Genomic DNA, 25055 nt, shown 5'->3' on the forward strand with positions numbered 1-25055 from the left:
AGAAAAAAGGCAGGTTTCCCTACCAATTTAAATTATTTTATTTTATTCCAATATCTTTTCTAAAATATGCTTTATCAAATTTTATTTTTTCTACATTTTTGTAAGCTTTTTCTCTTGCCTCTTTCAAGTCATTGCCAAGAGCTGTTACAGATAAAACTCTTCCACCATTTGTATAAATTGCATCAGTCTTTTTAGTTCCATTGTGAAATACTATTATATCTTTTTCTATATCATTTAATCCTGTGATTTCCTTTCCTTTTTCGTAGGATTCTGGATATCCTCCAGAGCACATAATTACTGTAAGACAAGTTTCTTTTTTCCATTTTATATCTTCTTTTTTAAGTTTTCCATCAATTGTCCTGTTTAAAATTTCAAAAAGATCACAGTCAAGCCTTGGCATTAACACTTCTGTTTCTGGATCACCAAAGCGCACATTAAATTCTAAAACTTTTGGCTTATCTTTTTCTATCATAAATCCAATAAATAAAATTCCTGAATAACTTAGTTTTTCAGAATCAAGGCCATTTTCAATTTGTCTATAAATTTTTTCAAGATTTTTTTCAAGCTCCTTGCTTGCTTCTACTGGAGAATAAGTTCCCACTCCACCAGTGTTTGACCCCTTATCTCCGTCATAAATTTGCTTGTGATCCTTTGCTCTTTCAAGTGGAAATAATTTGTTATTTGAAACAAGACATAGTACAGAGGCTTCTTCTCCACGCAAAAATTCTTCGACTACAACAGTACTGCCTTCTTCTCCAAAAATTTTATCTTTAAAGATTTTACTTAGTGCATTTTCTGCTTCCTCTTTATTTTCACAAATAGTTACACCTTTTCCAAGGCAAAGCCCATCTGCTTTTACCACTAGAGGATAACCAAAATTTGAAATTCCTTTTATTGCATCTTCGTAATTTTCAAAACTTTCATATTTTGCAGTTGGGATTGAATATTTTTCCAAAAATTTCTTTGTAAATTCCTTTGACTTTTCAAATCTTGCACATTCTTTATTTGGTCCAAAAATTTTAAGTCCCTTTTTATTAAATGCATCAACAATTCCCATGCAAAGAGGATCTTCTGGTCCAACAACTGTGAGATCTATTTTTTTATCTTCTGCAAATTTTAAAAGTTCATCAATATTTTTTGGATCAATATCTAAATTCTCACAAAAGCTTTCTGTGCCACCGTTTCCCTTTGCTACATAGACTTCATCAACATCTTGACTTTCTTTTAGTTTCCATGCAAGTGCGTGTTCACGTCCACCATTTCCAATTACAAGTACTTTCATTTGTCCTCCTAGTGTCTAAAATGTCTTACATTAGTAAATACAAGACATATATTATGCTCATTAGCATAATCAATTACTTCACTATCTTTTACAGATCCACCTGGTTGTGCTATCATTTCTATACCAGCTTTACTTAGAAGTTCAATTGTATCTCTGAAGAAAAAACCATCTGATGCAAGAACTGCACCTTTTGCCTTTTCTCCTGCTCTTTCAATTGATTCTTCCACTGCCCAAGATCTTTTTGTTTCTCCTTGGCCTAAAGCTAAAGTTCCACCATTCTTTGAAATAACAACAGAATTAGAAAAAGTAGATTTGCAACAAGTAAACGCAAATTTCAATTCTTCAAGTTCCTTTTCAGTTGGCTTTCTGTTTGAAACAAAGGAAATATTTTCTTCATTCCAAACTATATCGTCAGAATTTTGGACTATAATTCCATTTAGAACTTGTTTAAATTTTTTACCATTTTTATAGAGCCTTTTAAATTCAGGAATTTCTATAAGTCTAATATTTTTCTTTCTCGAAAGAATCTCAAAGGCCTCTTTAGAAAATTTAGGTGCAACAATAATTTCTAAAAATATTTTTGAAAGAAGATTTGCTGTATTATCATCAACTTCACGATTAAGAGCAATTATTCCACCAAAAATTGATTCATCATCGCACTCATAAGCCTTTGTAAAAGCTTCCTCTAAAGTTTCACCTGTTCCAATCCCGCAAGGATTTGTATGTTTTATTGCAACAGCGGCAGGTTTTTCAAAGTTTATAACTGCATTTAAAGCAGAATACATATCATTTAAATTATTATAAGAAATTTGCTTTCCATGTAAAACATTATAATTAATTTTATCTGGATAATAAGAATCTTCGTAAAAGGCAGCCTTTTGGTGAGGGTTTTCTCCATATCTCAATTTTTCTGAAAGCTCATAACTCTTATTTATATATTTAGGAAATTCTTCTGGCATTCTCTTTAGAAAATAATTTGAGATTAAAGAATCGTAATGTGCTGTATAAGAAAAAGCTTTTTTTGCAAGATATTCTCTGTATTCTAAATTGTCGCCATCTAAATTATTAAGTACACCTTTATAATCCCTTGGATCAGTTACAATAAAAACATCTTTATAATTTTTTGCAGCTGCTCTAATCATTGAAGGTCCACCTATGTCAATATTTTCTATCATTGTTTCATGATTAGAATCTTCTAATAATTTTTCTTCAAAGGGATATAGATTATTTACAACCATGTCGATTGGTATGATTCCTTCATCCTTTAAAGTTTCCATATGTTCTTTTATGTCATGTCTTGCAAGAATTCCTCCATGAATTTTAGGATTTAATGTTTTTACTCTTCCATCTAAAATTTCTGGAAATCCTGTCACGCTGTCAACAGATATTACATCAATGCCCGCTTCTTTTAATTTTTTAAAAGTACCGCCAGTAGAAATTATTTCCCAATTTTTATTAATAAGTTCTTTCGCAAATTCGACAATTCCATCCTTATCAAAAACCGAAATAAGTGCTCTCATATTAACCCCCAATCATAACTTTTCCATCAACAACTTTAAGTTTATCTTCACAAAAATATTTCACAGACTCAACTAAAATTTCATGTTCAAGTTTTAAAACCTTTTGTTGAAGTTCCTCTGGATTTTCATTTTTAACTTCTGTAATTTTTTGCATAATAATAGGACCTTCATCTGCACCTTCATTTACAAAATGAGTTGTGGCACCAGTGTATCTAACACCTTTTTTGATGACGGCCTCATGAACCTTTATACCATAAAATCCCTTTCCACAAAAAGAAGGAATTAATGATGGATGTATATTTATTATTTTATTTTCATAAATTTTTGTAAGCTTTTCCGGCAAAATTTTTAAATATCCAGCAAGAACAATTAAATCAATTTCATTTTCTTTTAAAGATTTAATAAGAAGGTCGTCATCATTTATGACAACGGCCTTTAAATCATTATTTTCTGCCCTAACAAGTCCATAGGCATTCTTTTTATTTGAAATGACAATTTTTATATTTCCATTAATATAATTATTTTTAGTATTATCTATAATGGCTTGAAGATTTGTTCCACCACCTGAAATTAAAACTGCAATATTTTTAGAAGTTAAGCTCAATTTTATCTTCTCCAGACACAACTTTTCCAATTTCATAAAGTTTTACATCGCTATTTTCAAAGAAATCATGAACTTTTTCTTTATCTTTTTCTGAAACTACAAAAGTAAAACCAACACCCATATTAAAGGTAGAGTACATATCTTCGTCTTTTAAGTCAGCCCACTTCTTTAAAAGTTTAAAAATTTCAGGAGTTTCAATAACAGAGGCATCAATTTTTGCACAAAGTCCATCTGGTATCATTCGTGGAATATTTTCATAAAATCCTCCACCGGTTATATGACTCATGCCCTTTATATCAATTTTTTTTAGAAGTTCAAGGATTTCTTTTACATAAATCTTTGTTGGCTTTAAAAGTTCTTCTCCAAGAGTACAATCAAGTTCATCAAATTTTTCACTTAATTGAAAATCACAATGGTCAAACACAATTTTTCTAACAAGAGAATAACCATTAGAGTGGATGCCATTTGATGAAAGCCCAAAAATAATATCTCCTTCATTAATACTGGATCCATCAATAATTTTATCTCTGTCAACAACGCCGACACAAAATCCAGCAAGGTCGTATTGTTCTTCTTGATAAACTCCAGGCATTTCTGCAGTTTCTCCGCCAATAAGTGAAGCAGAAGACTCTATGCATCCTTCGGCAACGCCCTTTACAATTTCTTCCATTTTTTCAGGAACAAGTTTACCAGTTGCAATATAATCTAAAAAGAAAAGTGGTCTCGCACCTTGACACAAAATATCATTGACACACATTGCAACGCAGTCGATACCAATAGTGTCGTGTTTATCAAGCTTATGTGCTAAAATAACTTTTGTTCCAACACCATCAGTTCCACTTACAAGAACAGGATTGTCAATTTCACTTAAATCTAAATTAAAAAGGCCTGAAAACCCGCCAAGAGATGACAATACATCTTTTGACTGAGTTCTAGAAACAATACTTTTTATTAACTCAACTTCTTTTTGACCTGCATCAACATCTACGCCTGCATCTTTATAATTAATTGCCATTTGCACTCCTTCTACCCTTCATAAACATAATCGGTGTTTGCAATTTTTTCTGACATATCAGATCTAAATTTCTTTAATTTTTCTCTAAGATTATCATCTTTAATAGCCAGAATTTCAGCAGCTAAAATTGCTGCATTTTCTCCGCCATTAATTGCAACAGTTGCAACTGGAACTCCACTTGGCATTTGAACTGTTGAAAGAAGTGCATCGAGTCCATCAAGAGTTGAACTCTTAACAGGAACACCTATTACAGGTCTAGTAGTAAGAGCGGCAATTACACCACCAAGATGTGCAGCTTTTCCTGCAATAGAAATGAACACTTCACTTTCATTTTCAGCGTTTTTAACATAATCTTGCAACTGATTTAAGGCTCTATGAGCAGAAATTACTTTGGCTTCGTAATCAATTCCAAATTCCATTAATTTTGCAACAATTTTATCTGCAATTTCTCTATCAGAAATTGACCCCATTATAATTGATACTCTCATTTTTACTCCTTATATGTCTAAATACTTTGAAACTTCAAGTGGCTCTACATATTTTCCATCTTTATAAGCTCTCATATTTCCACCACTTACTTCGTCAATTAAAACAATTTCATCTGAACCTTCAAGTCTACCATATTCAAATTTAATATCGTAAAGATCAAGTCCATTTTCGGCTAAAATATCTTTAACAATATTTGCAATTTTTCTATTCATTTCTACAATCTTGTCATATTCTTCTGGCTTTAAAATATCTAGAGCAACAAGACCTTCTTTAGTGATAAGTGGATCCTCTCTGTCGTCATCTTTTAAAGTTATTTCAGTATATTCAGGAAGATCAGCACCTTCTTCAATATAAAGACCATATCTTCTATAGAAAGAACCAACAGCTTTAAATCTTGTAATAACTTCAAGACCTTTTCCGAAAACCTTTGCTCTTTTAACTTCCATTAAATTATTATCAACATCTGAGGAAATATAATGAGTGTTAATCCCAGCTTCATTAATTTTTTCAAAGAAAAATTTTGTAACTTTTAAGCACTCTTTCCCCGCACCTTCAATACTACCAGCTACTTGGTTTCCACCAGTATCAAAAACTCCGTCAGTTCCTGTCATGTCATCCTTAAATTGTAAATAACATCTTCCATCTTCTTCTAAAACATTCTTAGTTTTTCCTTGATAAATAGTCTTCATAATTCCTCCAGTAAAATTAAATAAAGCCCAAAGAGGCAGATTTCGTAAAACCTACCCCTCTGGGCTTTTTTCCCTAAGGTGTGATACTAAAAAAAGTATCCGTACCGCTCGGTCCTTGGCAAAGCCCGGATCCCTAGGCACACTTTCACTCAAAATGAGCTCTCATACAATTAAATCTTAACAATTAACACTTTGATTGTCAAGATTATCTATTTAAATATTTAATAGCAATTAAAAATTATTTTGAAGTTCCTATAATTAAAATTAATATTAAATTATAAATTATTTATTGTTAATAACAATTATTTTATAGAGTTTTATTTTAAAATTCTAATTCTAAAAATTTTCAAATATTCCAAAAAAACTCTGAGATTTCATAAATCCCAGAGTCTTAATATAAATATTATTTAGTTTTATATTATAAAGAATATATTTTTACAAATAACTTTTTATCTATAAAATTATTCAACAACTTCTACTAAAGCTTCTTCTACTTCATCAGCTGGTTGTTCAACTTCATTATTATTATCTTCAACTGGAGTAGTTTCATCTTGAGCTGCTGAGTCTTCTTCCGGAACAACTGGAGTTTCAGGTTCAACTGCTGGGTCTTCTTCTGGAACAACTGGAGTTTCAGGTTCAACTGCTGGATTTTCTTCTGGAACTACATTTATAGCTTCTCTTGCAATATTTGTAGCTTCTACAATTGCTTTGTCAGCTTCTTGAACTTCATTTACAGTTGATCTATTATTCTTTAAAACTCTTTCAGCACTAGATATAGCTTTACTTAATTCTTTTATAACTGAAGAATCAACTTTTCCTTTTAGTTCTTTGCGTACATTCTTAGCAATCTTAATATCTTTTTCTAATTCAACTTTTGTACTCTTACTTGCTATTCTTTCTCCTTCAGGAATAGAATTATAAGCTTCTTCAATTTTAGCATTAAGTTCATCTGCTGCTTCTGCTACTTCTTTTACAGTAGCTTTATTATTTCTTTTTACATCTTCAGCTTTTTTAATAGCCATGTCAACTTCTGCCAACATAGTAGCATCTAACTTATTACGTAATTCTTTATTTCTTGCTCTTTTTGCATCATTAATTGCTTTATTTAATTTTTCTAAATTATAGTGTGTTCTAACTGAGTCTTCTGTTTGTTTTGGAACTGCTCTGGCTCTATCTAAAGCTGCTGTCAAATCGCTTGATGCTTTCTTTAGTTCGTCTGCTGTTTCAAATGGATCAACAGCTTTTACTACAGCACGTGTTACTGCAAAACCTATAATTACATGTGCTTGTTGTTGACTGTCTGAAAGTTCAGTTGCATCTGCTGTAATTGTTTCAGCAATATTTATTAATAAGTCAATTCTTGGAATAACTTTAGCCCTTAATTCAGCTATATTTCCTACACCTTTTTCAAGACCTTCAACAATTTTACTAATAGCTTTATAGGCTTCTTTTAATTCCTTTAACCAACCTAGTTCTTGACCAGTTAAATCACCAATCTTTTCAATTCCATCAATCAAATCACCCAAATAATCTAATTTGGAATTTGCTTCATTTAATGCTGCTTCATTTGTTTGGGCATAAATAGCTGTATTTGGAACAGAATAAGTTCCTGATGCAGCATACACCATTGGCATTGCTGCATTTGATAATAATGTTACTGCCAATACTCCAACTAATTTGTTTTTTCCTTTCATAAATAATTACCCCCTGTTATTTAATTTACTTTTTAAATAAACTAACCGCAGTAAAATGATTTCATAATTTATCTAGATTTTATATTACTACTATCATTTACTACGACTTTAGTATAAATCCTCTTTCTTATGATGTAAATAAATTTCTGCAAACTCTTTCTTTTAGTTAATTTAATTACCCGTTAATCTCTATTATTTTTTAGAAAACCAAATATTTTTTCCAAGAAGGACTTCTTCTGTTTACTATTTGTTTTTTCAATATTATTTTTATTGTTATCTCCCTTCTTCATTCTATTCTTTCTAGCTTCTGCCTCTTCTATAAAATACTTTTGAGAGGCTAATCTATCATTATCTATACTAATCTTTTCATATTCTCCAGAACTGTTCATAGTTCTAGCTCCAACATTGTCTTTCAATTGAATTTCTAAATAATTTAAAATTCTATTTTTTATTTCCTCATCCAATATTGGCGTTGCAATCTCCACTCTATTTTCAGTATTTCTAGTCATAAGATCTGCCGAAGAAATATACATTACTGGGTCTTCTTTTCCAAAAACATATACTCGTGGATGTTCCAAAAATCTTCCAACAATAGATCTAATTCTTATGTTCTCACTTTGATTTTTTATTTCAGGCAACATGCAGGAAATTCCTCTTATAATTAAATCTATTTTTACGCCTTTTTGTGATGCTTCTACAAATTTATCTATAAAATCTTTATCTGTAAGAGAATTAAATTTGCAAAGAATATATCCTTTTTCTCCTTTTTCAATTTCTCTTTCAACAAGATGCATTAAACCAGTTTTAAGAGATGTAGGAGATTGCAAAAGGTGCATATATTTCCCGTTTAAATTTCCAAGGGACATATTTTTGAAAAAATCTGTTGCATCTAGTCCAATCTCTGGATTAGCTGTCATAAGAGCAAAATCTGTATATTGCTTTGCAGTTGATTCGTTGTAATTTCCCGTTCCAATTTGTGTTATATAATTTAAATTTTCTGTCTTAGGATTTCTAAAAGTTATTAGACAAATCTTTGAGTGAGTTTTATATTTATTAAATCCATAAATAATATTGCAACCTTCTTCATACAATATATTTGCATAATTTATATTTGATTCTTCATCAAATCTTGCCTTAAGTTCAACAAAAACTGTAACTTCTTTTCCATTTTGGGCTGCTTGTGTCAAATATCTTACCACTTTTGAATTTTTTGCAAGTCTATAAATAGTAATTTTTATAGATTTACAGTTTGGATCATTAGAAGCCTCTTTTAGAAGTTCTAGAAAAGTATCCATGCTGTCATAAGGATAAGATAAAAGCCTATCCTTTTGTCTAATATCTTCTATTACACTTCTTGTGAAATCTGCTGGATTATATTGAATTAAATCATCAAAAAGAAGTTTTTTCTTCATCGCATTTGGTATATCATCAATTAATTCAAAAACGTATTTCATATTTAATGGAGATTCTATTGGAAAATAAGCATCTTCTCTTAATTCAGTTTTTTCAAGCAAAAATTTAAGAGAAGATTTTGAAAGCTTTCCTTGAGATTCAAGTCTTACAACATTTAATCTCTTTCTCTTTTTCAATATGCTTTTCATATATTCTCTATAATCATCAAATTCTTCCCAAGTATCTCTATCATCAACAAAGTCTGCATTTCTTGTAACTTTTATTATATTTTTTGATAAAACTTTATAATCTTTAAAAATTTGATCGATTTGATTTAAAATAATCTCTTCAATCAAAATATATTCCACATTTTCTCCTGGTAAAAGTAAATACTTTGGATATGTATTTCTAACAGGAACTATTCCAAATACCTTTTCTTTATTTTTTTCTAGTTGAGCAAAAGCATACAGTTTTGTGTTTTCTAAAAATGGAAAAGGATGATTTAAATCCACAATTTGTGGTGAAACTAATTGATCAATTCTTTTCATATAAAAATCTTCTACAAATTTTTTTTGTTCCAAATTTAAATCCGAATATTTTAATTCTTTTATATTTGATTTTTCTAAATCCTTTGAAACTTTCTCAAAAATTTCATCTTTTTCCTTATACATTTGTGGAAGAGTTTTTAAAATTGCAGAAATTTGTTCCTCTGCATTCATTCCAGTCTTATTATCTATTACTTCTTTTTTTAACAAAGAAAGATCATATAAAGACCCAACTCTCACCATAAAAAATTCATCTAAATTTGAAACAAAAATACTGACAAATTTTAATTTTTCAAGATCTGGGACACTTTCTTCTGTCGCTTCTAACAAAACTCTTTCATTAAATCTCAGCCAAGAGAGTTCTCTATTTTGAAAATATGATTTCATTATTACCATCCAATACTTTATAAATTAAATAACCTTCCCTAAGTCCATTCGAAGAAACTTGTATTTCATACATTCCAAATTTCTCCATAACTGTCCTTAAAATTATAATTCCAGGAACTATTGTATGAATTCTCGCAGGATTTGTCCTTATAATTGACCTAATAGCTTCTGTATTTCTATCTTTTATGAGATCCAAAAGTTTATAAACATCATCTAGGGTAAAATTTTTTTCGTCTTCACCCCAAAGATCTCCAATAACTTTTCCAGTAGTTCTTATAGTTCCGCCTATCCCTATTAATTTATCTGCTTTTTGTGAAAATGAATAGGACTTAATTTCACGTTTAATAGATTTTTCTATTGAACGAATTTCTTTTTTCTTTGGCAAAATCGTGCTTACATTTTCCCCAAAAAGTAGAAGTGAGCCTGTCTTTAAATTTATAAAATCAGAGGGCCCATCTTCTTCAAAATAAACAATTTCTGTACTGGCACCTCCTATATCAATAGTTATACCTTCTTTGATGTCTATTTCACTTCTAATGCCAATATTTCCAAGAAAAGCTTCTTCAACTTGTTCTAAAACATCAATTTTTATTCCCAAACTTTTTTGTACTTCTTCTAAAACTTCTTCTGTATTATCTAAATTTCTAAGAGAAGCTGTTGCAAAGGGCGTGAAAGAATCCACACTTAATTCTTCTACAATATTTTTAATACTAGATAAAGTTTTTATAAGCTTTTTTATTCCCTTTCTTGAAAGCTCACCATCATGAACATAAGTAATAAGACCTGCTGTGTACTTTTTGTTTAAAATTTTTTTAAAACTTCTGCTATTTTCTTCTACATCAAAAACGATTAATCTAATTGTGTTTGATCCTATATCTACTATTGCATTTCTCATAATTTTCCTCATATTAATCGTAAACTTAAATTGTAAATTTTTTGTAAAATTTTTACTTATAATTTGTAATTTTTCTTCTATATTATTTGTATCCTGTACTGCTCTTTATATTCTATTTTATTAAAAAAGTCAACTGTCCTTTGACAACTGACTTTTTTTAATAATTTTTAATTTTATCTCAAACTTTTTATTTCTTTAAAAAGATCCTTGCCATCTCTAATTATATTTTCACTTCCGAAAGCTGCAATATAATTCTTTTCCATTGCTTTTTTAAATATTTCTCCATAAGAGTTTAGTTTTTCAATTCTTGTGTTTAATGCCTCTTTTTTAAATTTTTCAAGGTCATCTTTTTTCAAGCCTGTTATATATCTTGAAAGATTGACGTCACCAATTTGTCCTGGTGATAATAGTGGATCAAAAGCATTCATTGATCCAATAATAAAACCTTTTAAATCTTCATTTGAAATTTTCAGATTTTCAACAAATTCACCAATGTTGTCGTAAACTCTCGCTGTATTTTTTAAATTTGGATCTCTATAAGAATATGTTGCCATTTCTCCAGTGCGCGCAATTGTTATTCCTGCACCATAAGCCCCGCCCTTTGCTCTTATCTCATTGTGAAGATAATAGGAATTTAAAATATTTGCAAGAACTGTTAAATCTCCTGAATAATTTAGTCCAAGCTCTCTTAAATTATATCCTTTAGAAACATATACAACATTAGAAGTTGTATATAGTCCTTCATTCTTGTTTGTATTTTCAAATTCATATTTTGGTTTAACCAGTTCATTGTTTTTTAATTCGTTAATATAATTTTCTAATTCATCTTTAATATTATTTAGATCAGAAATATTTCCTGATGTTGAAATAATCAGATTATCTTTTGTAAATAGCTTTTCATAAATATTTTCAGCAGAATTTTTAAAACTTTCCCATTTTTCTTCAAAATTTTCTGTAAGATCTTTCATATATTGATAATAATAAAGCCCGCCAACATGTGACTCAAGATCTGACACTTCTGAATAATATGATTTTAAAATTGACACAATAAATTGGTGTCCATTTTGAAGCATTGTCGATTCAATTCTTGATCTTAGTATGTTCAAAACTTCTTTAACTCTATTTTTTGAATCAACTACTGAATTAGTTATGATTTCTTTTACTATTTCAAGACCTCTACCAACATTTTCTGCAGTTGACTTCATCTTTACATTCATTCTAAGAGAATATTTCTCTGGATTCTTTGAGTCAACATAAACTGTTGGAGTAATAGTTATTCCACCAGTTGATTTGTAAATTTCATTATTTAATTTTTCATAAGAATAATTCTTTGTATCAATTAAGCCAATTAATGAAAGAAGAATCGACATTGTTTCAAGTTCTTCTTTTTTTATAAATGAAATGTCATGTGATATTGTAGTGTAGACAATCCTATTTGTGTCTTGATTTGATTTTAAATAAACTACATCTCCTATTTTATCTTCTTCAAAAGGATAATCGGTAACTTCCTTTTCTATATCAGATAGCTTAAGGGAAGGAATTGTGTCCTTATCTTTTATTGTGTCTTCTTCTGTTTGGTACCTATCAAGATCAATACTTTTCTTTATTATTTCTCTTTTTTCTTCATTAGACATTTTTTCTTTTAATTCTAAAAGTTCTTCTTTTAGTTTTTTGTCTTGTTTTTCATCTTTATTTAGTTCTGGAGTTGCAGACAAAATAACAGAATAATTATTATCAATTAACTTTTCTTTAATATAGTTTTCCACAAAATTGTCATTTATTTTTTCTTTTACTTCATTTAAAATGTCGTTATAATAAAGTGCATCTAAAGGCGACTTATCATAGAGCCAAGAATTTAATGCCCTTATATAATAGACTACTGCTTTTTGTGTGCCTCCACCTTCTCTAAAAATAAATTCAAATTTATTTAAAGTGGCTTCTAAAAGATCTCTATCTATTCCATTTTTCACCAAATCATTTAAAGTTTCATTTAAAATTTTCAAAAACTCATCTTTTTTATTAGCATCAGTATTTTTCAAAATTATTGACAAGTCTAGAGGCAATGAAGAAGAAATTTCTGAATAAACATCTTCCGCAAGACCAGATTTTAAAATAGCTTTTTTTAAAGGAGCACCTTCAGCATCTATTAAAAGTTCAGCCAAGAAATCTCTCATAAATACATCTAATTTAGAATTTGCATAACCAATTGTCCATCCTTTTGCAAGATAATCAATTTTTTCTTTCATTTCTTCCTTCGAAGCAGAGAAAGTCATATGAACTTCCTTAGTTTCTTTTAATTCTTCATTTAAAATAATTTCAGAATTAATTTCCTCTTTTTCAAAGCTTGAAAGATAATTATTGTCTATAAAATCAAGAACCTTTTCCATATCTTGATTTCCATAAATATAAATATAAGAATTAGATGGATGATAGTACTTTTTGTGATAATCTTTAAACTCTTCATAGCTAAGGCTTGGAATAAGTTTTGGATCTCCACCAGAATCAACTCCATAAGTAGAGTTTTCGTGAAGAGAAAAACTCATGCCATCTGCAACAATATTTTCTGAAGAAGAATAAGCTCCTTTCATTTCATTGTAAACAACACCATTATATTTTAATTCATCATCTTCACTTTTTAAATCGTAATGCCATCCTTCTTGTAAAAATATTTTTTCTTCCTCATAAATTCTTGGATAGAAAACTGCATCGAGATATACATCCATTAGATTATAAAAATCCTTTTCATTTCTACTTGCCACAGGATAAATTGTCTTGTCAGGAAAAGTCATTGCATTTAAAAAAGTTTGAAGAGATGACTTAATTAAATCCATAAAAGGTTCTTTTGTCCTAAATTTTCTAGAACCAGATAGCACACAATGTTCAACAATATGACACACTCCGTTGCCTTTTTCTGGCGGCGTTCTAAATCCAATTCCAAAAGCTTTATTTTCATCGTTATTTGAAAGGGTAAGAACTCTTGCGCCAGTTTTTATATGAGTATAAACTTTACAATTTGACGCAACTTCATCTATATATTTTTCTTCGATTAATTTATATTTTTCCACAAAAATACCTCCCTCTAAAAATTTATTTCTCCTCCTATTATACTTATAAAAAAACAATTTAACAAACTTTAATTTATGAAGTAAAAATTGGGTAAAAACATTATGAGGTGAGGTTATGTCAAAAAAAGATGACATTAAAAAAATGGCACTTGCAGCTGCCACAATTTCTGCTGCGTTTTTTGCTGCAAAAAAAGTTTCAAAAGATGAAGAAGTAAAAATTTTGTTACCAAATCGAGATGAAAATACAAAAGCCTTTTTACTTGGTGATGGATTTGGAAATTTATCTCTTGCCTTTGCTTTAATTAACCATGCAAATTTAGATCCTTCTAATATAAACATTTACACAAAATATTTCAATGAGTTCACAGAAATAGAAGATTCAGAAAATACTTATCCAACCTTTGACAATAGATTTTCAAAATTTAATTTTCAAAATACTTTAGAAATGCTAAAAAATATTTTAAGTAAAGAAGAACTAAAGGAAATTTATAAGAAAATAGAAAAAAAAGAAAAACCTGTACTCTTAAATTTATCTGGAGAAATTTATCCCAAATTGACAAAAATAGATGAAGAAAGTAAAAAGAAAATATATAAACTCTTATTGCATCCAATTGACTTTTCAAAAGATGAAAAAAAAGATAAAGAAACTATTGAAAAATATTTTTTATTTACTGACTTTTTAAATACAAATTTATACTACTACTTGGCTTCTTTATACAATTTAAAATCTACTAGCCCAATATCAGAATTTAAAGAAGCTTTAATTGACTTTATCGGATCTGAATATTATTTTGATCTTGATACAGATAAAATTTATAAAAAAGTAAAAAACTATTTAAAAGATTTAGGGGTTAATTTTTATGAAAACTATAAATTTGTGAATTTTAATGCAAAAGAAAACTATGTTGAGAATTTAATTTTTGAAAAAGATAACCAAGTAGAAGATATTTATACTGATGTCAAAGACATTATTTCAATTGAATCTCCATCTTATCTTGATAATTTATACATTGGCAATTTAAAAGAGTTCCCTAAAAATATTTTAAATACTTATTTTTCTAAAGAAATATATAATGAATCTAAAAATATTTATAGAGAAATTGAAGGAAGAACTTTTGATAAATCAATTATTTATGTTAGACTTGACTTTTCTGATGCTTCTTTTGTAAATAATTTAAAGAAAGACTTAAAAGATAAAGATTTCTTTATTTTTAAAGTAAAATCAGGAATTTCTGTGAAAGTTAAAGATAATCATGTATTTCTTAAAATTTTAGATCCAAATAAAAATTCAATATTTGTTGGAGATAATTTTAAATCAATGAGTGGCGACGACTTTTTCTTCGAAATTATAAAATTATTTAATTTAGAAAATTATTATGGAAAACTCCGATTTAATTTAGAAAATGTCAGCATATCTATACTAGAAGATTACAAAAAAAATCCAAAAGAAATTTACAACAAAAATATAAATGGAATCTCAAATTTATTCTTTATTTCTTCAAAAAGTCCTGAATTTGGAGAAAATTACTCTGTGGAAAAATTAGTTTCTCAGGGTATAAAAAATGCCCACGAAATTATGGGCATAGATCATTTAGAAGTCTTTGAAAAAAATATTTCAAAAATTGAGATATTAAAATTTATAAATAATTTATAAAATAAAGTTTTTACTCTCTTTACCTTAAATGGCAAAGAGAGTTTTATTTTAATCCTAAATTTGGATTTGCAAAATTTTCTTTTTCCACTTTACCAGAAATATAATTATAATAAGCAGCAGACGCAATCATTGCTGCGTTGTCTGTACATAACTTTAAATCAGGATAAAATATTTTAATATTCTCTTTTTTTCCTTTTTCAACAAAAGCTTCTCTTATTCTTGAATTTGCAGAAACTCCTCCAGATAAAACAACTTTATCTAATTTTTTTTCCTTTGCAAGTCTAAAAGTTTTTTCTAATAGAACATCTACAACTGCCTCTTGAAATGACTTGCATACATCTTCTACAACTATTTCTTCACCACGAAGTTTAGAACTGTTTAAATAATTTAACACAGCCGTCTTTAAACCGCTAAAAGAAAAATTATAGTTTTCGTCTTTTATCATAACTCTTGGAAATTCTATTGTTTCTTTTCCTTCTTTTGCAAGTTTATCTATTACAGGCCCGCCTGGATAAGGAAGGCCCAAAGACCTAGCAACTTTATCAAAAGCTTCTCCCACTGCATCATCAACAGTTCTTCCATAAAGAGTAAAATCGATATAATCTTTTACTTCAATTAAATAAGTGTGTCCTCCAGAAATAATTAAGCCAACAAAAGGTGGTTCTAAATCTCTTGAAGAAATATAATTTGCACAAACGTGCCCCTCAATATGATTTACTCCAACAAAGGGTTTGTTTTCTGCAAGAGCGAGAGCCTTTCCTGCACTTAATCCAACTAAAAGAGCTCCAATAAGTCCGGGTCCCTTTGTAGCTGCAATCAAATCTATATCATCTAAATCTACATCAGCTTCATCAAGACCTTCTTTTAAAACTGTATTAATAGCTTCTACGTGCTGCCTTGATGCAATTTCTGGTACAACTCCTCCAAATTTTTTATGCGTATCAATTTGCGATGCAATTACATTAGAAAGAACTTCTCTGCCATTTTCTACAACTGCAACAGAAGTTTCATCACAAGATGATTCGAATGCCAAAACTTTCATCTAATCACTCCCTCCACATTATGTAAGCATCTTGGTCAATGCCATAATAATTTTTTCTATCTCCAACTATTTTAAATCCATATTTTCTATACAAATTAATTGCAATTTCATTTTTTTTATTTACTTCAAGAGTCATTTTAAAATTTTCATTGTCTGCAATTTTTGTCACCACATCAAACAAATCATTAGAAATTTTCCGGCCACGAAAATCACTTCTCACTGCAACATTTGCAATGTGCATTTCATCAAAAATTTTCATATAGCCAATATATGCTGCAATAATTCCATCAATTTCTGCTACATAAACGTCTGAAAGTTCATCATCTACAATTTGCATCTTGATTGATTTTTTAGACCATGGTTCATCAAATGTGTCTACTTCAATTTTATAAATTGCATTCACATCTTTTTCAGTTGCTTTTCTTATTATCTTTTCCATATTGTGCTTCTGCCTGAGAAATTTTTAAATAATTTGGAACTAAATTAAAAATATCATCGCCACCATTTTTCTTATAATTAATTAGTCCAAGTTTTGCAATATTTGTGCCCTTAATATTTAAATTTTTAGAAAGTTTTGCATTTTTGATTTCATGAAAAAATTTCTTTCCGTCAATCCCTGTAATACAAATACTCTCATATTTATTTAATTCTCTTTTCAAATCTTCAAAATTTACTATATTATCTTCAAATAAAACTTCAGGTTCTTCATCATTTTTTATAATTGATGCGTAAACATTTCCTCTTCTTGCATCAACTATTGTTGCAACAACTCCTGCATCTGACATACCATTTGCAATAAGAGATGAAACTCCAATTACTTCCTTTTTTAATGCAAAGGCCATAACTTTTGCAATTGTAATTCCAATTCTAAGCCCTGTAAAAGAACCTGGTCCGATTCCTACTGCAATTAAATCAATTTCTTCTATATTGAATTCAAATTTTTCAAATATTTCTTCTATCATATCTGTAACAGATTCTGAATGGGAAACTCGTCCTGTCAAATTATATTCAGCAAGAACTTCATCGTCATCAATAAGTCCAATAGCCGTAGTCTTTGTTGAAGTATCAATCCCCAAAACTTTCATTTAACTTCTCCTTAAGTTTTTCAAATCTATCGCCAATAAAATTAATTTCAAGTTCACGTGTATTTTCTTTTAGCGAAATATTTATCTCAATATATTCTTCTGGAAGTGCATCTCTTATTTTTTCTGCCCACTCAACAATTGTAACTCCATCAGAGTAAAAATACTCATCAAATCCCAAGTAATCCACATCTAACTTTTCATCTAGTCTATATGTGTCAATATGATATAAATTTATCTTCCCATAATACTCATTTACAATTGAAAAAGTTGGGCTAGTTACATAATCTTCTATTCCTAATCCCTTTGAAATACTTTTTGTAAGAGTGGTCTTTCCCGCACCCAAATCTCCATTTAAACAAAGGACATCTCCAGGATTTAAATTTTCGCCCAAGAACTTTCCAAATTCTTTAGTTTCCTCTAAATTATTTAACTTTATCATGCAAGTCCTCAAATACATTTTCAGAATATTCAAAGGGAATTTTATCTGATTTTTCTTCTGCAGGATGGCCAATTCCTATTACACATTCCACGTTAAACTTTTTTTCTAAATCAAAAAATTTGTGCAAAAATTCCTGTGAACTTATTCCACTTTCATGCTTAGCATCAACTACATTTGCCCAAGTAGCTCCAAGATCTAAATCACTTGCTGCGAGTAAAATAAAAGTTGCAGCAATAGACGCATCTTGATGATTTGTATTTGGTGCAATTTCACTATCTGTCACAACAGCAATTGCCACATCTGCATGAGCAAGAAATTTTGCTCCACTTTCTTTATAATCAGATAATTTATTAAGTCTTTTTTTATCTCTAACGACAATATATCTAACTGGATTCCTATTTTTTGCCGTAGGTGCGTGAAGTGCAATAGTTAAGATTTCTTTTAAATCTTCATCACTTACCCTCTCATCAGTAAATTTTCTAATACTTCTTCTCTTTTCAACTAATTCTAAAAGCATATTATCACCTCAAAATATTATAACATATGTTAATTTTAAATTTGAAATTTTACAATAAAAAAGAGGGACTTACCCTCTTTAACTATTCTTTATACATCTCTTCCTCGTAATCTAAATCATTCACAGAATATTCTATTTCTTCTTTTTCTTCAGTCACAATATCCTTGTACCACTTTGGAAAATCAGTTTCTTCATCATAAATCATTTTTTGCCACTCTTCATCAGTTAGCCTTTCCTTATTTAAAAATTCATAATAAGAAAAAGTTGCTCCTCTGCCCATATAAAGTTTTCCCTCGTGAGGATAGATGACAAAAATTTCCATTGGCTTTCCTGTTCCTATATGAGAAATTTCTCCTTCTGGAAGTCCTACATTATTTTTTACAACTCTCATAAGATCAACTACAACTGGCATTCTCCTATCTGTTGAATTTTCTATTTCATACCAATTAGAAATCTCAAATTCATCAGTTGACTCTACAAAATCCACCATAATTCTTTCCATTTCTCCACCAATATAAAATAAATCTAAAATTTCATCTTCTGTAAGAGGTTCATTTTGAAGTTCTTTTATAGAAATATCTCTTAACTTCACAACCATGTTTTGAAAATTATTTATCTTTTCTTCGTACTTTTCATTTAACATCTCACGATTTTTTAAATTCACTTTTGTAAATTCAAGTAGCCAGTTTAACTTTTCATAAAGTTCAACATTAGGTTCAACATAAGATTTTGGAATTTCTCTATTTTCATCTCCACCCATTTCTGCCACAATTGCCTTACCATAAAGAAGCGTATCGTGTTTTAATTCTGCAAAAGAACCTAGCGCAGATACTAAGTCCTTTTCCTCCCAAGCATCATTACGCATAAACATTGGATATCCCTTGTCAAATTCTTGATTATAGGACTCTAACATCCACAACCATCCTCTATACATATTCTTTTGCCAATCTAAATCATTCATTTTTTTCACATAAGAAATATTTTCTTCTGTTCTTTCTTCATACTTATCCCAGTGAGAATTATAAGGATCTTCCTTTTGAATTTCTCTAGCTTTTTCGTTGCCAAAAGCAGTCATAAGGTCAAGCCCTGTATAAATTGGTCTATCTGATGGCTTTGATTCACTTGAAATATCAATAACATTTTGCAAAAGGACATTATCCATCACAGCTCTTTGTGGCATAAATCTAAATGACTTTCCAAGAAAACCTGCAATCTTTGGATCAGGATATCCCTTCAAAATTTCATAAGCCATATTCAAATTTTCTTTTTCGTCTAATTCATTTATGTCTACATCTTTACCATAAATTCCATAAAGTGTTCTTGCATATTCTCTAATTGAAAGATCATCAGCATTTTCGACTAAAAAATCAATTGGTTCGACTAAATCTTCCCAAGTTCTTAAAATTTCTGGATTCTTATAAACAGAATGTGTAAGCATTAAACTTTGCAAAATTGCTTCTTCATTTACTTCGCCATCTTTTTCAATAAAAAGTCCAAGTTGACCCAAGTACATTGTCCCCTTAAAATATTTTTTTAAATTTTCATCTCTAGTGTAGTGACCTCGCGGAATTAATTGTGAATAATCAAGTTCTTTGTTACTTATAACGCTTTCAGAAATATTTTTATTCTCTACATTTTTTAATTCCTCTTCTACTAAAGTTCTCGCTTTTTCAGGAATATTTTCAGGTTCTTCTCCAAGTAGTTTAAGATCCGTAGCTACAAGAGCAATATTTTTTAACTCTATCGCTTTCAATTTTTCATTATTAATTTCATTATAAAGTTTTATATTTTCTGCAAGTAAATTTTTATTTAACTCAATTGCCTTTGGATAAAGTTCTTCTTTTTCCAAATTTCTCAAAAATCCATCGTAAAAAATATGAAAAATGTGAGTTACAGAATCTGTCGTAACAAAATTAGGTATATATTTATATTCATTGTCCTCGTAAATTTGGTGAATTTGATCAAATCGATAATCCCATCCATCATCACTATAAATAACATATTCTGAATTTCTTGGCTTTGTAATTACAAAGAAATTTTTCCTTAACATTTCTTTTTGCCTATCTGTAAAATCTCCAAAATTATTAATATTTTCCACATTTGAAAAATCGTCTGCAACTTTATAATCAGAAACCTTTGGTGAAAATTCAGAAACTTTATAATCAATATAAGTTGTTTTATTCTCCATCTCATCTAAAAATTTCGTGTCTTGTAGTTCAATTTTTGCAGTATCTTTCTCCAATTCTTTTTTTTCACTTTTATTACAAGATGTTAAAATTAAAAGCGTTAAAATAGAAAAAATTATAAGTTTTTTATTTACTTCCATTTTATTTCATCTCCTTCTAAAAATAATTCATATCTTTTACCAGCAATCTCAATTTGTTTTTCTTTATCCAAGAACTTAGGCTTATTTTTTAAATTTTTACTTCCATAATTTCTTTCAAATGAAAAATTTGACCAATCATAAACTCCAAATAAATAATTTCCATCTATATTTTTTTCAATGGCAATTATCTCGTCAAAAGTATCGCCGTCAATATCACAAAGATTAAAATCTTCTATTGGATTATAAAGTCTTGATATCCTAAACTTTGGCTTAAGTATCTTGTTTTTTAAATCTATATTGTATAGAAAACATCTTTTTGCATACTCTTGGTGGAATGGAGTCTTTTTATAAACACCAATAGCTAACTCTTTTTCACCTCCATCAACATTACAAAAATCAATTTTCCAAGGTTTAATATCTTTTACATCAATAAAAAATTCTTCGCCATCATTATTTATTTTTAATTCACTTCCATACCTGCCATCAATAGAAATAATTTCAGCAGAAATATTTTCTACACTTGAACTGTCCAAAACTTTCTCTCCTGTGCATGATGTCAAAAAAATAAGTAAAAATATTATGTACTTCATATCTTTATTATAACATAGTAAAATTTTGTTTTATGAATAATATTCTTCAACTTGATTAGTTTTTGTAAATATCTTAAAATAAATTACGAGGTGTAAAATGAAATTATTAGAAGATAGAATTATTAAGGATGGAAGAATTTTAGATGGAAATATTGTAAAAGTAGATTCTTTTTTAAATCACCAATTAGACATAGAATTTTTAGATAAACTTGCTGAAGAGATGGCAATTCATTTTAAAGATAAAAAAATAAATAAAATACTTACAATTGAAGCAAGTGGAATTGCTCTTGCAACTGTTGCTTCAAAACACTTTGACAATGCAAAAGTTGTATTTTGTAAAAAACAAAAAACCCTAAACATTGGAGATGATATCTACGAATCAAAAGTAGAATCTTTTACAACAAAGAAAAATTATACTATCACAGTTTCAAAAAGATTTTTATCAGAAGAAGATAATATTCTTATAATTGATGACTTTCTTGCAGAAGGAAATGCACTAAAGGGTTTAATTGACGTTGCAAATCAATCAGGATCAAAAATCTCAGGAATATCTGTTGCAATAGAAAAAGGCTTCCAAGATGGTGGCAAAATTATTAGAGATATGGGTTACGACCTTCTTTCTCTTGCAATTATAGATTCAATATCAGATGGAGAAATAAAATTTGGATAAAATAAAAATAAGCCGAGAACTTTTATATTCTCGACCTTTTTAATTAAAATTTTATTTATTAGCAATTTCAACTAATGAAGATTTTAAATTTTCTTCAATTTTTCTAAGTTCAATTGATGCTTCTTCACGTTTTTTGTGCCCATCTATTTGAATTTCTCTAACTTCATTTAGAGCAGATATAAGTTGTTCATTCGTATGTTTTATTGTATCAATATCAACTATTCCCCTCTCAGAAAGTTTTGCAGTATCAACAGTAGTTTGCTTTAATGTTTCTGCATTTTTTCTAAGAAGTTTGTTTGTCAAATCTGTTACTTCCTTTGTAGTTCTTGCCGCCTCTTTTGAATGATTTGCTCCAAGTGCAATCACCATTTGAGATTTCCAAAGTGGAATAGTGTTTACAATTGTTGACTGAATTTTTTCAACCATTACAGTATCTGAAGATTGTACCATTCTTATTTGTGGTGCCATTTGAATTGAAATCATTCTAGTTAAGTCTAAATCGTGCAACTTCTTTTCAAATCTATTTATCATATTCACATAATCATTGGCACGCTGTGCATCAATTGGTAAATTTGTTTCTCCTGCCTTTTCTTGCAATCTTGGAAGTTCCACATTTGTTGCTTCTTCTAACTTTTTTTTGCCCGCTAAAATATACATACTGAGTTCTTTGTAATAAGATTCATTTAATTCATACATCTGATCAAGCATAGCAATATCTTTCATAAGAGTCACTTGATGATCTTCCAAAGTTTTTATTATATTATTTACATTTTTTTCTGCACTGTCATATTTTGTCTTTACAGAAGTCATACTATTAAACTGTTTTTTAAAAAATCCAACAAGCTTTTTGTCTTCTTCATCAATATCAAAACTCTTTAACTCATTTACAACTCCAGAAAGTAAATCTCCAACTTCACCAAGATCTTTTGTCTTTACTGTTTCAAGAGTTCTTTCTGAAAAATTAGATATCTTTCTTTGTGCTCCAACGCCATACTGAAGTATAATATTAGAATTTGTTATGTCAATAGATTTTGCAAAATCATCAACTTGTTTTTCTTCTTCTGGTGTCAACTTGACTTTATCATCATTAATGACCTCATAAACTTCTTTTGAATCTTTATCTTTTAAATCATCAAAATCATCTGTAAGAGATAATTTTATTTCTCTATCCATTTTTATCCCCCAATTTTAAATTCATCTTCATCTAAAAGTCCTTCTTGTCTTAACATTGATTTTAACACACTCATATCACTTGATATATCCATAATTTTTTCTTCATAAAGATTGTCTAAAATTTTTAGAAAAGCATCATTTACAGTATCCATTGTATTTTCTATTTCTAATAAAGAAGACTTAACAGACTCTGTCGGTTTTTCACTTATTTTTATATAAGAGTTTGCAAGTTTTACTGTTGTTGGCAAATAATAATTTATAGCTTTACTTAAGTCTTTTGCAGTGTTTGGATTTTCCCTTAGAAGTTCAAAAATCTTTCCAACTATTTGTAAAAGTTCTTTTATCTTCTCTTCCATTGGACCAGAAACTTTAGTTGCAATTTCTGTAAGCTCTGTAACTTCTTTTTTTACTTTCTCTGCAAGTTCATCAGCAAGCTCTATATTGTTTTTATCTTCAATTTCTTGATATCTTTCCTTTGGATCTTTTAACATTTCTTCTTTATAAAGTTTATAAGTCTTTGAATCTAAAATGAAAAGTTCTCCATTTTCAACAATCCTTGCTTGTCTATAATAATCTTTGTCAATCATATTTAAAAGATCTGATATTGTAAAATCAATTGGCTTTGCAGCTATGGCAGCAAGATCTGCAACGGGAATCACAGTATTATTTCCAATTTCACGATTGTATTTTCTAAATCTAATAATCTGATCCTTGCTTTTTTTTATTCTATAATTTCCATAAAAAGAAACAATAAGTGCAGGAATTATCCAAAAAATTAAAGCTGGTAAATCTTCTCTTATTGAACCATAAGTATCAAACATATCCATTAGAAACCAAAAAAGAGCAATAAGATGACATACTATAGAGGTTTTAGCAAGAGATCCTAAGTGCTTAACTCTCTTTACAGTTTTTGGATTTTGGTTTATTATTCTATCGTCATTTTGCACACTATAAGGAAGATTGTGTTGAACTTTATTTTTATTTACAAATCTTTTAATTGAATCCTTTGTGACATTTATAGCATTATCAATACTCTCTCCAATAATATCTCCAATTTCTTTAAAATTTTCTTCTCTAAAGGCGTCATCTATTTTTTCATCAAATTTATCTTCAATTTTTCTATTACCTTTACTCATACTTCACCTCAAAAAGCTATTACAATACCTCCTATATCTGCATAACCAGAAGAAAGACCATTAGTATGCCTTATATGAACTTTAACATCGTCATATAATTCTTCTATTTTTTCCTTTAAATTTTCAGCACGCTCTTTATTCTTCACATAAGAAATTGTCACAAGATTAGATGCACCAACTTTGCACTCTGTTTCAATTGCTTTAATCATTTTATCTAGAGATTTTTTTACTCCACGATTTATTTCAAATAATTCTATCTCTCCATTATTTGAAATCATAATAGGCCTTATATTTAAAACATTTGCAATGAGTCCTGCTGTCTTTTTAATTCTCCCATTCTTAATAAGGTTTTTCATACTTTCTAGTACAAACATAGTTGTTTCATTTTCAACTTCTCTATCTATTAAAGATACAGTTTTTTCAAAGTCATTATCCTTTACAAAATTTAACAATTTTAAAACAATTCGAGTATGTCCAGCGGAAGCTGATTTAGAATCTATTACATGAATTTTTATATCGTCATATTTTTCTCTTGCCTCTTTCTCGGCTATTTTAGCAGAATTATAAGATCCTGAAAGTTTTCCAGAAATTGTCACAATATAAATATCTTTATCTATACTTTTTTCTATAATATTTAAATAATCAAAAGGTCCAGGACAAGCTGTTTTTATTGGCTTTTCTGTCTTTTCCATATTAATTAAATACTCACTTAAATTTAAACTTTCATCATCAATATAATCTTTATCATCAATAGATATTTTAAAGGGCACATATTCAATCCCCAAATCCTTTATCTCTTCTTTTGTTAGATCACAACTTGTGTCTGATATTATTTTATACATTCAA

At 28.9% G+C, this 25055-nt stretch carries 22 protein-coding genes; 2 read left to right on the forward strand and 20 right to left on the reverse strand.

The features are described from left to right. Window positions 1-37: 37 nt before the first annotated feature. From purD to BQ5450_RS01275, 10 genes are all read right to left on the reverse strand, one after another. Entirely contained in the window at window positions 38-1282 is a 1245-nt protein-coding gene (gene purD / locus BQ5450_RS01230; RefSeq protein WP_071125694.1) for a phosphoribosylamine--glycine ligase, read from the reverse strand. Between the two features lie 8 nt (window positions 1283-1290). Next, window positions 1291-2802 carry a bifunctional phosphoribosylaminoimidazolecarboxamide formyltransferase/IMP cyclohydrolase gene (gene purH, locus BQ5450_RS01235; protein WP_071125695.1) on the reverse strand — a complete coding sequence of 504 codons (1512 nt, stop codon included), beginning with the start codon at window positions 2800-2802 and terminating at the stop codon, window positions 1291-1293. Between the two features lies 1 nt (window position 2803). After that, a complete protein-coding gene (gene purN / locus BQ5450_RS01240) occupies window positions 2804-3406 on the reverse strand; it encodes a phosphoribosylglycinamide formyltransferase (protein WP_234346975.1) in 603 nt (200 codons plus the stop codon). Beyond that, on the reverse strand, window positions 3390-4421 hold the full coding sequence (gene purM / locus BQ5450_RS01245; protein WP_071125697.1) for a phosphoribosylformylglycinamidine cyclo-ligase: 1032 nt from the start codon (window positions 4419-4421) through the stop codon (window positions 3390-3392). The genes purN and purM overlap by 17 nt, the downstream gene beginning before the upstream one ends. A gap of 11 nt (window positions 4422-4432) precedes the next feature. Beyond that, a complete protein-coding gene (gene purE / locus BQ5450_RS01250) occupies window positions 4433-4909 on the reverse strand; it encodes a 5-(carboxyamino)imidazole ribonucleotide mutase (RefSeq protein WP_071125698.1) in 477 nt (158 codons plus the stop codon). A 9-nt stretch (window positions 4910-4918) separates the two neighbouring features. Next, the gene (locus BQ5450_RS01255; RefSeq protein ID WP_071125699.1) at window positions 4919-5599 is read right to left on the reverse strand and encodes a phosphoribosylaminoimidazolesuccinocarboxamide synthase; all 681 of its coding nucleotides are present in this window, start codon (window positions 5597-5599) and stop codon (window positions 4919-4921) included. Between the two features lie 461 nt (window positions 5600-6060). Then, window positions 6061-7293: a CAMP factor family pore-forming toxin gene (locus BQ5450_RS01260; RefSeq protein ID WP_010242100.1), complete on the reverse strand. Its 1233-nt coding sequence runs from the start codon at window positions 7291-7293 to the stop codon at window positions 6061-6063. A 182-nt stretch (window positions 7294-7475) separates the two neighbouring features. After that, window positions 7476-9617, reverse strand: coding sequence for a polyphosphate kinase 1 (gene ppk1, locus BQ5450_RS01265; RefSeq protein WP_083379670.1), 2142 nt, complete (start codon window positions 9615-9617; stop codon window positions 7476-7478). Next, window positions 9595-10512: a Ppx/GppA phosphatase family protein gene (locus BQ5450_RS01270; protein ID WP_071125701.1), complete on the reverse strand. Its 918-nt coding sequence runs from the start codon at window positions 10510-10512 to the stop codon at window positions 9595-9597. The genes ppk1 and BQ5450_RS01270 overlap by 23 nt, the downstream gene beginning before the upstream one ends. A 173-nt stretch (window positions 10513-10685) precedes the next feature. Then, on the reverse strand, window positions 10686-13577 hold the full coding sequence (locus tag BQ5450_RS01275; protein ID WP_071125702.1) for an insulinase family protein: 2892 nt from the start codon (window positions 13575-13577) through the stop codon (window positions 10686-10688). Between the two features lie 115 nt (window positions 13578-13692). Here BQ5450_RS01275 and BQ5450_RS01280 point away from each other — a divergent pair, with 115 nt between their 5' ends. Further along, a complete protein-coding gene (locus BQ5450_RS01280) occupies window positions 13693-15231 on the forward strand; it encodes an oleate hydratase (protein ID WP_010242092.1) in 1539 nt (512 codons plus the stop codon). 43 nt (window positions 15232-15274) lie between these two features. Here the strand turns inward: BQ5450_RS01280 and tsaD are convergent, their stop codons facing one another. From tsaD to BQ5450_RS01315, 7 genes are all read right to left on the reverse strand, one after another. Further along, a complete protein-coding gene (gene tsaD, locus BQ5450_RS01285; RefSeq protein WP_071125703.1) occupies window positions 15275-16273 on the reverse strand; it encodes a tRNA (adenosine(37)-N6)-threonylcarbamoyltransferase complex transferase subunit TsaD in 999 nt (332 codons plus the stop codon). A gap of 4 nt (window positions 16274-16277) precedes the next feature. Further along, window positions 16278-16712, reverse strand: a complete 435-nt coding sequence (rimI, locus tag BQ5450_RS01290; protein ID WP_010242088.1) for a ribosomal protein S18-alanine N-acetyltransferase — start codon at window positions 16710-16712, stop codon at window positions 16278-16280. After that, the gene (tsaB, locus tag BQ5450_RS01295) at window positions 16684-17358 is read right to left on the reverse strand and encodes a tRNA (adenosine(37)-N6)-threonylcarbamoyltransferase complex dimerization subunit type 1 TsaB (RefSeq protein WP_010242086.1); all 675 of its coding nucleotides are present in this window, start codon (window positions 17356-17358) and stop codon (window positions 16684-16686) included. Before tsaB ends, rimI begins: the two co-directional genes overlap by 29 nt. Next, the gene (gene tsaE / locus BQ5450_RS01300; RefSeq protein ID WP_010242084.1) at window positions 17339-17797 is read right to left on the reverse strand and encodes a tRNA (adenosine(37)-N6)-threonylcarbamoyltransferase complex ATPase subunit type 1 TsaE; all 459 of its coding nucleotides are present in this window, start codon (window positions 17795-17797) and stop codon (window positions 17339-17341) included. The genes tsaB and tsaE overlap by 20 nt, the downstream gene beginning before the upstream one ends. Beyond that, window positions 17781-18314, reverse strand: a complete 534-nt coding sequence (locus BQ5450_RS01305; RefSeq protein WP_010242082.1) for a nitroreductase family protein — start codon at window positions 18312-18314, stop codon at window positions 17781-17783. Before BQ5450_RS01305 ends, tsaE begins: the two co-directional genes overlap by 17 nt. An 82-nt stretch (window positions 18315-18396) precedes the next feature. Beyond that, complete coding sequence (locus BQ5450_RS01310) at window positions 18397-20640, reverse strand: DUF3160 domain-containing protein (RefSeq protein WP_071125704.1); 2244 nt, start codon at window positions 20638-20640, stop codon at window positions 18397-18399. Then, window positions 20631-21173 carry a hypothetical protein gene (locus BQ5450_RS01315; RefSeq protein WP_010242074.1) on the reverse strand — a complete coding sequence of 181 codons (543 nt, stop codon included), beginning with the start codon at window positions 21171-21173 and terminating at the stop codon, window positions 20631-20633. Before BQ5450_RS01315 ends, BQ5450_RS01310 begins: the two co-directional genes overlap by 10 nt. Before the next feature lie 154 nt (window positions 21174-21327). Here BQ5450_RS01315 and BQ5450_RS01320 point away from each other — a divergent pair, with 154 nt between their 5' ends. Then, window positions 21328-21900, forward strand: coding sequence for a xanthine phosphoribosyltransferase (locus BQ5450_RS01320; RefSeq protein ID WP_071125705.1), 573 nt, complete (start codon window positions 21328-21330; stop codon window positions 21898-21900). A gap of 51 nt (window positions 21901-21951) precedes the next feature. Here BQ5450_RS01320 and BQ5450_RS01325 read toward each other — a convergent pair whose 3' ends face one another. From BQ5450_RS01325 to BQ5450_RS01335, 3 genes are read right to left on the reverse strand one after another with little or no spacing between them, the layout of a single operon-like run. Continuing rightward, the gene (locus BQ5450_RS01325) at window positions 21952-23073 is read right to left on the reverse strand and encodes a toxic anion resistance protein (protein ID WP_010242068.1); all 1122 of its coding nucleotides are present in this window, start codon (window positions 23071-23073) and stop codon (window positions 21952-21954) included. Between the two features lie 2 nt (window positions 23074-23075). After that, complete coding sequence (locus tag BQ5450_RS01330) at window positions 23076-24209, reverse strand: 5-bromo-4-chloroindolyl phosphate hydrolysis family protein (RefSeq protein ID WP_010242067.1); 1134 nt, start codon at window positions 24207-24209, stop codon at window positions 23076-23078. A gap of 8 nt (window positions 24210-24217) precedes the next feature. Beyond that, window positions 24218-25051, reverse strand: coding sequence for a DegV family protein (locus tag BQ5450_RS01335; RefSeq protein ID WP_010242064.1), 834 nt, complete (start codon window positions 25049-25051; stop codon window positions 24218-24220). Window positions 25052-25055: the final 4 nt, after the last annotated feature.

Origin of the sequence: Peptoniphilus lacydonensis, from assembly GCF_900106515.1 — a bacterium.
GTDB classification, from domain to species: Bacteria; Bacillota; Clostridia; order Tissierellales; family Peptoniphilaceae; genus Peptoniphilus_A; species Peptoniphilus_A lacydonensis.